This window comes from Paenibacillus sp. J5 (assembly GCF_054955055.1).
Genome location: NZ_JBUEDD010000009.1, coordinates 253,545 through 262,128, shown reverse-complemented (window position 1 = coordinate 262,128; position 8,584 = coordinate 253,545). Strand labels below are relative to the sequence as shown.

Here is an 8,584-nt window from a genome sequence, read left to right as displayed (position 1 = left end):
GTTATGAAGTAAGCTTGGTAGCTCATTTCGTTGTTTTTGTTGCTGATCTGCAATTCTTACGAATTACAGGGCTTTTCGCTCGTTGTTCAGTTTTCAAAGAACAAATTATCTTGCTTTCTTCATCCCCGCATCTCTCAGCGGCGACTTTTATAATATATCACAGGTCTGAGTAACAATGCAAGTCTTTTTTTTAATTTCTTCAATTTTTTTTGAAAACAGCTTTTGAAGAAACATTTAAGATCAAGAATCTTGCTTCTCGTACCATCCCTTGTCCTTAACGGGACGAATGATAATTTACCATAAGATGCACCTTGTCGTCAAGACCTGTGATTATTTTTTTATGGTTATCGGTAATTTCGCTTACTGAGTGCGTATTTGGATAGCTCTTTGGGGGATGCTATACGCGCATACATTCTAAATATGACCTTGTATCTCCCGGCGATTGCCTTTTTAATCTCTCCATCCATTCTCGAATCATTCAGATCAAGCAGCATTTCATCCAATTCCTTACGCAACACATAATCCAGCTCGCGGCATTCCTTATCGTTAAACAGTATCCCTAGCATATTCTCATCATGAACCCCCTTCTGAGCTTTGCAGCCTACTCGCTACTCGCCTCTGTGAACAAAAAGCAGCGTCTGCTTATGCGAGGACGCCGCTTTACTGTTATGCTCAGATTTTGGAAATTTTATTACATCCCGCTATTCATTTTTTGCGCTAAGAGCCATGGGGTTATCGTGGACTCAATGATTGCAGCCAAGAGCAAGGCCACAGTCAACGCAAGCATCAACGGGACGGTGCGTACCATGAAGGCCTCGTAGACAGAGCCGATTCCCTTTTTTCGTGTGATCAGATGTCCCACCCCAGAGAAAGTGAGCATTCCGAGCCGGATGCCATAGGCAGAGGCGATCAGCAGGGCAGGAATCTCGATGATGCCGTGAGGCAATATGCCTCTCCAGATCAGCTCAAAGGTGCTGATGACGGCGCTGTGATGGGTGAAGAGGTACCCGAGCACCATGCCATTGATAACAAGAAAGACGATAGGAATCAATGCGAAGGCAGCGCCAAGATACATAATGATGATGCACTTAATGGCATTGTTGAGGAAGATGAATATAAAGGACAACAGGGTAGGATTCGAAGAGTTATTGATCGTATTGGAAATCTGCTGCAGCCCCTCCAATTGTCCAGATATATACTGCTCCAGTTGAACATTCGTTCCCCCAATGACGATGCCCGCCATAAACAGAATAAGCGAGAACGCAATATAACCACGCATTGCTTGCAGATGCTGTACAAAAGCCTTCCATGAAAACATGAGCCGCCTCCTTACCGTCATTTCATGAATTTGAGTGGGAATACGAATAACTGCACCGTCCAAGCATAGATTGTATCAAACAAGCTCTTGACGAGAGGAGTGCCGTGTTCTGATGAATATGTTCTATGTCATTAACGGAAAAAAGGTTAAACGGTACATGCTGCTGATCGTTGCTTTGCTATTTGCCGGCGGAGTTGTCTATGCCGAGAGGGACAACATCTCCGTGTTCTCTCCCGAGCAGCCTGCGGCCATCTACAGCGTACCGACAGACAAAAAGGTTGTGGCTCTAACCTTCGACATTAGCTGGGGAGACACTCGTGCCGAGCCGATCTTACAGGCGCTCAAAGAAAACAATGTAACACAGGCTACTTTTTTCGTGTCATCCGTCTGGAGCAAGTCTCACCCGGAGATTGTCCAAAAAATCGTGGAGGCCGGCTATGAGATTGGCAGTCACGGGCACAAGCATGAAAATTACACCAAGCTGAGCGATGAAGACATCCGCAGCCAGATTCAGACCGCCCATGCCATCATTAGCGAGGTAAGCGGCAAAGCGCCGGAGTTAATACGACTGCCTAACGGCGACTTTGACAAACGGGTGCTGCGCATTGCCGGCGAATTGAACTACAAGGTTATTCAATGGGATACCGACTCTATGGACTGGATGAATATTGGCACCGACAAAATTGTCGAACGTGTCATCAGCCGCGCACATCCAGGAGACATTATTCTCATGCATGCCAGCGATGCCGCTATCCATACCCAGGATGCTCTGCCGCACATTATTAGCAGGCTTCGCTCCCAGGGCTATGAATTTGTATCGGTGAATCAACTGATCAGCCAGACGGAGGTTAGCGGAAAGGTTGTTCCGGATAAGTCAGCCGCCTCGCCGATCGAGCTGCACCAGCATTCCTTCTGACGAGCACTCATACGACGGGCTTCGCCTCACTGGCGGGGTCCGCTTTTTTGAGGACGCGATGAAGCATCAGTATTTGATACGCATTGCATAAGAACAATGGCGCAAGCATGAATATAATCCCTGGCGTGCTGGCATTGCCATAGCTGAGCGCCGGCCAAGCCTCGATAAAGGTCACGGTGAACATAAGGAAGGCCGTTGGAATAAACGCAGATGCATTCGTCTGCTTCACCTTCACTTGACATACGACAAGCGTGAGCACGGACAATACGGCTGGAACGACAATATACAAGTGAGGGCTCAGGACCTCCTGCTTCGTATACAGCATATAGCCCATTCCCAGCACACTAAATACCGTTGTATACGCTTGAAGCGCATTCCATAGATACTTCTGTCGCAATATGCTCAGAGCAATATAGTTAAGTATCAGATAAGCAAAAAAGCCCATTTGACTGAATGCGCCGATCATCGTTCCGACCAGAGCCATCATGGCCGCATTAAATCCCGTTGCCTCAAAGCCCAATAATCCGAACTCAGGGTCCGACCATTGCATGATCGTACCTGTAATGACGGTTGTTACCGCACCAACAGCCATACAGGTCCAAAATAGAAAAAACAGTTTTTTTAAATTCACCTTAGGGTTCCCTCCTATATTCGCTTCGTTTATTTTACCATGTCTAGTGCAAAAAGCTAAATCCCCTAATGATAATAAGCTGCTCATTGACGCATACTAAGCCCATGAAACGCAATTGCTGAGCAATAGAAGGGAGAAGCGTATCATGGTTAACAAATGGCCTCTATTTGCCGTTTCCATTTTTATGGCTGTTATGCTGACAAGCTGTGGGGCTGAACCCTCCTCCGGCGGTCAGCAGATCAGCTACAAAGACATGAAATCCATGGTTATTGATATTCTAAAAACAGAAGATGCGCAAAAAGCGCTTCAGGAGTCGACCATTCAGGCCACTGGTGCCAATGGCAGCTACGTTGGCATGCTGTCGGTGCAGGATCAGGAGCAGGTCAGACTTGCCGTCAAGGAAGTGCTGGTCTCCCCTGATTATGACAAGGTAATCCAGAGCCTGATGACGAATCCCCGCTTCGCCGGCGAATTTGCCAAGGCTGTGAACGACCAGAACAAACAGATTCACAAGGATCTGCTCAAGGACCCGGCTTACCAGAAGGACTTAATCAGTGTCATGAAAAACCCCGATATGGAGCGCGTCATCCTGGATGTGCTGCAGAGCACCCAGTATCGGAAGCACGTAGCCGCCATCATGCAGGAAAATATGCAGAGCCCGCTGGTGCGCCTGCAAATGCTCGATCTGCTGCAGAAGGCTGTGCAGGAGGAGCTCAAGCCGAAGCCTGACGAGAAAGTACAGAATTCGGAAAATAAGGACAAAAGCGGAGGCGACAGCGGTGGAGGCGGCGGGGAGAGCCAGGGCAGCGGCATGGACGGCAGCGACAACACGACCTAGTTGGGGAAGAAGGTTAAACTGCTGAGGACGATGCTTGAGGATGAACTGCTAAGGCAGCATAGGAAAAGGACTCTTCCGCCGCTACTGGACGGAACGAGTCCTTTTTTGAATGTATATAGGCAACCGCTCCAGCAAGAGACAACCGCTATCTAGGCTAGGTCTCGCACCTTGCAATGACTGCGGAGGCCAGCTCCATGTAGATCTGCCCTGCGGTCGTATGCTCCTTATAGATCGATGGAGAAAAGTCCGGCTCCGACGGATGGTTGTCCGGTGCGCCTAGCGGGATTTGTGCCAGCAGCTCACAATGAAGCGACTCTGCCAGCCGCCCGCCGCCGCCTCTGCCGAAGATGTACTCCTTCTCCCCGCAATGGCTGCATGTATAGTAAGACATATTCTCCACGACACCGATAATTTCATGCTCGGTCTTCACCGCCATCGCCCCTGCGCGCGCAGCGACGAACGCTGCTGTAGCATGGGGGGTTGTGACGATAATTTCCTTGCTGTGCGGGATCATCTGGTGCACGTCCAGCGCAACATCCCCTGTTCCCGGAGGCAGATCCAGCAGTACATACTCTGGCGTCTCCCACGCAATCTCATTGAAAAAATTGCGCAGCATCTTGCCAAGCATCGGCCCGCGCCACACAATCGGATTATTGTCTTCAACGAAGAACCCCATCGACATCACCTGAACTCCATGACTGCGCACCGGCACCACACGATCCTGCTCGATGCTTGGCCGCTCCTCGATGCCCATCATATCCGGTACACTGAAGCCATAGATGTCGGCATCGATAATACCTACTCGCTTGCCCAGCCTCGCCAGCGCTACAGCCAGATTCACGGTCACGGTAGACTTGCCGACGCCTCCCTTACCACTGGCTACTGCAATAAATTGGACACCGCTATCTGGGCTAAGCAGCGGGTGCTCCTCCATACCTGCCGCATGTCCGATCGGCTGCCCCCCGACCCCGGACGACGACTCGCCTTCTGCTCCTGCAGCAGCCCCCGAAGCCTCCGGGTGCTCCAATGGACGGAAACGGGCATGAACGGTCTCGATGCCAAGCGGTCCGAGCGCCTCTCCGAGCGCATTCTGCAGCGCTTGCTGGATGGTTTCGCTTGCTGTAAGCGCCGTCAATGACACTTGCTGCTCCTTGACGACTACATCGCGGATGGAGAAGGCTTTCGCTCCTGTCTCCGCCTTGCCTCGCTCTATAATCGGGGCGAGTGCCTCCATGACTTGCTCTCTTGTTATCATGATGCTTCTATCCCACCTTTGTACGGGCTTGAACATTATTGGACTGCATCCAATAATTATACCATACCTCAAGCGGATAGCGAATTACGTCCCCGGCTGGTGCTTGACTCTCTCCCCAGAGACATAGCGTAGCACGCCTTGATAGATCGAGGCCGCCACCTTCCTCTGATAATCGCCATCACCGAGCTGCGCCGCTTCTGCCGGATTGGACAGAAATCCGACCTCCACAAGCGCCGTCGGCGTCTGTGTGATCGCCTTGAGCAAATAGACCGTCTGCGCGGTATTGGCCATGCGTGTTGTATTTTCCAGATTCCTCGTAATCTCCTGCTGGATCAGCGCCGCCAAAGAGTAATTGTCCGCGTGATTGGGATAGTAAAAGGTCTGAGCTCCATGCCACCGTGATTGCGGGATACTGTTCATGTGAATGCTCAGCACGACATCCGCCTCACGTTGCTTAATCAGCTCCACTCTACGCAGCAGATCCTCTGTCTTCCGCCGCTTATATGTGCGCGTGTCCTGCTGCGCGAGATCATAATCTCCCTCACGGGTCAAATAGACGAGTGCTCCCGCCTCCTGCAGATAATCGCGCAAATAGAGCGCAATAGCCAAATTCAGATCCTTCTCCACCAGACCATCTCTACTAACCGCTCCTCCGTCCACCCCGCCATGGCCGGCATCGATGGCGATGACCTTGCCGGAGAGCGGCAGTGTCCAGTATGTCCAGGTGCGCGAGGCCGGCATCTCCTGCGTTAGCAGCACCAGTGTCAGCAGCACCATGGCCATGCCCAGCACGATGCGTACTGCTCCCCGGTAATTCAACCAAATGATAACTCGGCGTTTGAATGCTCGCCGCATGCCGCTCCCTCCTCAATCATAGTAGCGCCTTGGGCGTCCCTGACTGCGGTACTTGTCTCCTGCACCCTTATCATCTATATGGGACAGGTGGGAGCATTATGCAGCACCATTTATTTCTCATGAAACAAAAAACCTTTCCCCGATAATTCAAGGAAAGGCTCTGTGCTCCGTTTATTTATGAAGTCCGCACTCCGTCTTGTCATTGCCGGACCAGCGTCCTGCCCGCGGGTCCTCGCCAGGCATCACCTGACGCGTACAATACTCGCAGCCGATGCTAGGGTAGTGGTTGTCGTGCAATGGATTATAGATCACCTGATGGTCGCGGATATATTGCCACACATCCTCAGATGTCCAGCTCGCGAGCGGATTGAATTTGACCAAGCCGAACTTGGTATCATATTCAATTTTCTTGGCGTTAGCCCGCGTCGGCGCCTGATCGCGACGAATTCCGGTAATCCATGCTTCGTATCGGCTCAATATGCGCGTCAACGGCTGAACCTTGCGAATGTCGCAGCAGGCGTTGGGGTCGCTCTTCCATAGCTCCGCTCCATGCTCTGCCGCCTGCTCCTCCGGCGTCAAGAGCGGCTTCACCTGGACAAACTTCATATTGTAATGCTGCTCCAGGCGGTCTCTCGTCTCATACGTTTCCTTGAAATGAAAATCAGTATCCAAGTAAAAAATATCCGTCTTCGGACTGAGCTTCTGCAGCATATCCACCAGCACGACATCCTCCGCTCCGAAGCTGCAGGCAAAGGTAATGTTCGGGAATATCTCGATCGCGTATTGAAGCACGGCTTCCGCCGAAGCCGTCTCCAGCTCAACGGCCTGTTTCTGAATTAACGCTTCCTTTTCAAACAGATTCATAGGTATGACCTCCGTTAAATTCCCACTAAAACTGTATGACTTTAATCATATTATACGTCTTCCCACCGCATTGTTCAATCCTCTTAATTGGAGGAAGTGGCGATCAGGAGACAACGCTCGCTAAAAAGCAGCGCGGACGGATATTTTTATGAATTCGGGAGACATTACGTACCATTGTCCATGTATAATGAAGAGGAATGGAAGGGTATGGAATACCAAACAGGGAGATGAGTCATGATGTCTTATCGGATGGAGAAGGATTCATTAGGAGAGAAAGAAGTTCCCACAGACAGCTATTATGGCATACAAACACTACGAGCCGTCGAGAATTTTCCTATAACAGGCATCCCCGTCGATCCCGAGCTTATACTGGCACTGGCCGAAGTGAAGAAGGCTGCGGCTCTGGCCAATATGGACGCCAAGCTGCTGCGGCGCCAGCTAGCAGAGGTTATCGTACAGGCTGCCGAAGAGGTAGCTGAGGGCAAGCTGCGTGAGCAATTCATCGTCGATTCTATCCAGGGGGGCGCCGGGACCTCAATTAATATGAATATGAACGAGGTATTGGCAAACCGCGCGCTGGAGCTGATGGACAAAGAAAAGGGCAGCTACCTGCTCTGCAACCCGAATAATCATGTCAATATGTCGCAATCGACCAACGACACAATTCCAACCGCATTGCGAATCGCAGCCTATAGATTGACTAGCAGACTGCTTGTGTCTATGGAGCAGTTGAAGGAGGGCTTCCATCAGAAGGAGCAGCAATTCAATGAGGTCATCAAGATGGGACGTACCCATCTGCAAGATGCTGTCCCGATCCGGCTGGGGCAGGAGTTCGGCGCCTATGCCCGCGTGCTCGGTCGCGATATAGAGCGCGTCACCCGCGCATCCCAGGAGCTGTTGACCGTCAATATGGGCGCCACCGCTGTCGGCACCGGTCTCAACGCCAATCCGATCTATCGCAATCAGGTCATCGCCCATCTGTCGAGCCAGTTGAAGCTGGACATCCAGGCCGCCAGCGATCTGGTCGATGCCACTCAAAATACGGATGCGTACACCTCGCTATCCGGTGCCTTGAAGATCTGTGCCGTCAACCTATCCAAAATCTGCAACGATCTGCGCATGATGGCCTCCGGCCCTCGTGTCGGTCTGAATGAGATTCTCCTCCCGCCGCGTCAGCCTGGCTCCTCCATTATGCCCGGCAAGGTGAACCCGGTCATGGCGGAGGTTGTCAATCAGACGTCGTTCCAGGTCATCGGCAACGATGCGACGATCAGTCTGGCCTGCGAGGCTGGCCAGTTCGAGCTGAACGTAATGGGGCCCGTCATTGCCTTCAACCTGCTGCAATCGCTGCGCATCATGCGCAATGCGATGGATGTCTTCCTAGAATATGCGGTGAAGGGCATGGAGGCCAATGTGGAGCGCTGCAAAGCCTACGTAGAAGAAAGCTTCGGCGTCGTCACTGCACTCAACCCTCATCTGGGCTATGACGTGGCCTCACAACTGGTGAAGGAGGCGCTGAAGACCGGGGCCACCATCAAGGACCTCATCCTCGAGCGACAGTTGCTGACGGAAGAGGAGATCCGCATCATCCTTGATCCGATCCAGATGACGACACCAGGCATCGCAGGCGAGCAACTGCTCTATCGACAGTAGCCAAGCCGATCAAGATAGCGGCCATCTACACGCCCCAATACGCGCGATAGCATGGTCGCACCCCGAGGGGGGTGGAACCACTGACTGAAACGGCGGAGCACCACAACTCCGTGCTCCGCTGACTGCTCATGCCTGAGCAGTATGAACCCTCTTCTCGTCAGATGGCAAGCTTATGAATGTTGCACTATCTGCCGGCCTATCCCCTAAGCTCTTATAGAGCAGACGGGGATTTTTTTGTTCTTGGGGCATGTCGC

At 51.8% G+C, this 8,584-nt stretch carries 9 protein-coding genes; 3 read left to right on the top strand and 6 right to left on the bottom strand.

Annotation, left to right across the window (positions count from 1 at the left end; all coding sequences use genetic code 11):
* Positions 1–344 precede the first annotated feature (344 nt).
* Both ACY1JZ_RS18095 and ACY1JZ_RS18090 read right to left on the bottom strand, forming a co-directional pair.
* Complete coding sequence (locus ACY1JZ_RS18095) at positions 345–566, bottom strand: hypothetical protein (RefSeq protein ID WP_270168049.1); 222 nt, start codon at positions 564–566, stop codon at positions 345–347.
* A 125-nt stretch (positions 567–691) separates the two neighbouring features.
* Positions 692–1,318 (bottom strand): stage II sporulation protein M, encoded by a 627-nt coding sequence (locus tag ACY1JZ_RS18090; protein ID WP_462630373.1) that lies wholly within the window; start codon positions 1,316–1,318, stop codon positions 692–694.
* Positions 1,319–1,430: 112 nt separating this feature from the next.
* Here ACY1JZ_RS18090 and pdaB point away from each other — a divergent pair, with 112 nt between their 5' ends.
* Positions 1,431–2,234, top strand: a complete 804-nt coding sequence (pdaB, locus tag ACY1JZ_RS18085; protein ID WP_462630372.1) for a polysaccharide deacetylase family sporulation protein PdaB — start codon at positions 1,431–1,433, stop codon at positions 2,232–2,234.
* Positions 2,235–2,241: 7 nt separating this feature from the next.
* Here pdaB and ACY1JZ_RS18080 read toward each other — a convergent pair whose 3' ends face one another.
* Positions 2,242–2,865 carry a KinB-signaling pathway activation protein gene (locus tag ACY1JZ_RS18080; protein ID WP_270168043.1) on the bottom strand — a complete coding sequence of 208 codons (624 nt, stop codon included), beginning with the start codon at positions 2,863–2,865 and terminating at the stop codon, positions 2,242–2,244.
* Between the two features lie 145 nt (positions 2,866–3,010).
* Between ACY1JZ_RS18080 and gerD the strand changes: the two genes are divergently transcribed.
* Positions 3,011–3,703: a spore germination lipoprotein GerD gene (gene gerD / locus ACY1JZ_RS18075; protein ID WP_270168041.1), complete on the top strand. Its 693-nt coding sequence runs from the start codon at positions 3,011–3,013 to the stop codon at positions 3,701–3,703.
* A 154-nt stretch (positions 3,704–3,857) separates the two neighbouring features.
* Here the strand turns inward: gerD and salA are convergent, their stop codons facing one another.
* The 3 genes from salA to ACY1JZ_RS18060 all read right to left on the bottom strand — a co-directional run bounded on the left by salA (position 3,858) and on the right by ACY1JZ_RS18060 (position 6,677).
* Positions 3,858–4,958, bottom strand: a complete 1,101-nt coding sequence (gene salA / locus ACY1JZ_RS18070; protein WP_462630371.1) for an iron-sulfur carrier protein/transcriptional regulator SalA — start codon at positions 4,956–4,958, stop codon at positions 3,858–3,860.
* An 84-nt stretch (positions 4,959–5,042) separates the two neighbouring features.
* On the bottom strand, positions 5,043–5,813 hold the full coding sequence (gene cwlD, locus ACY1JZ_RS18065; protein WP_270168037.1) for an N-acetylmuramoyl-L-alanine amidase CwlD: 771 nt from the start codon (positions 5,811–5,813) through the stop codon (positions 5,043–5,045).
* Between the two features lie 171 nt (positions 5,814–5,984).
* Positions 5,985–6,677 (bottom strand): phosphoadenylyl-sulfate reductase, encoded by a 693-nt coding sequence (locus ACY1JZ_RS18060; protein WP_462630370.1) that lies wholly within the window; start codon positions 6,675–6,677, stop codon positions 5,985–5,987.
* Positions 6,678–6,911: 234 nt separating this feature from the next.
* Here ACY1JZ_RS18060 and ACY1JZ_RS18055 point away from each other — a divergent pair, with 234 nt between their 5' ends.
* Positions 6,912–8,330, top strand: coding sequence for an aspartate ammonia-lyase (locus tag ACY1JZ_RS18055; RefSeq protein ID WP_270168033.1), 1,419 nt, complete (start codon positions 6,912–6,914; stop codon positions 8,328–8,330).
* The last annotated feature ends 254 nt before the right edge of the window (positions 8,331–8,584 follow it).

What these genes read in the sequence shown, in the direction of transcription:
- salA (WP_462630371.1), bottom strand. Translation starts at nt 4,958, where the DNA reads ATGATAACAAGAGAGCAAGTCATGGAGGCACTCGCCCCGATTATAGAG.
- gerD (WP_270168041.1), top strand. Translation starts at nt 3,011, where the DNA reads ATGGTTAACAAATGGCCTCTATTTGCCGTTTCCATTTTTATGGCTGTT.
- ACY1JZ_RS18060 (WP_462630370.1), bottom strand. Translation starts at nt 6,677, where the DNA reads ATGAATCTGTTTGAAAAGGAAGCGTTAATTCAGAAACAGGCCGTTGAG.
- cwlD (WP_270168037.1), bottom strand. Translation starts at nt 5,813, where the DNA reads ATGCGGCGAGCATTCAAACGCCGAGTTATCATTTGGTTGAATTACCGG.
- ACY1JZ_RS18095 (WP_270168049.1), bottom strand. Translation starts at nt 566, where the DNA reads ATGCTAGGGATACTGTTTAACGATAAGGAATGCCGCGAGCTGGATTAT.
- pdaB (WP_462630372.1), top strand. Translation starts at nt 1,431, where the DNA reads ATGAATATGTTCTATGTCATTAACGGAAAAAAGGTTAAACGGTACATG.
- ACY1JZ_RS18055 (WP_270168033.1), top strand. Translation starts at nt 6,912, where the DNA reads ATGATGTCTTATCGGATGGAGAAGGATTCATTAGGAGAGAAAGAAGTT.
- ACY1JZ_RS18090 (WP_462630373.1), bottom strand. Translation starts at nt 1,318, where the DNA reads ATGTTTTCATGGAAGGCTTTTGTACAGCATCTGCAAGCAATGCGTGGT.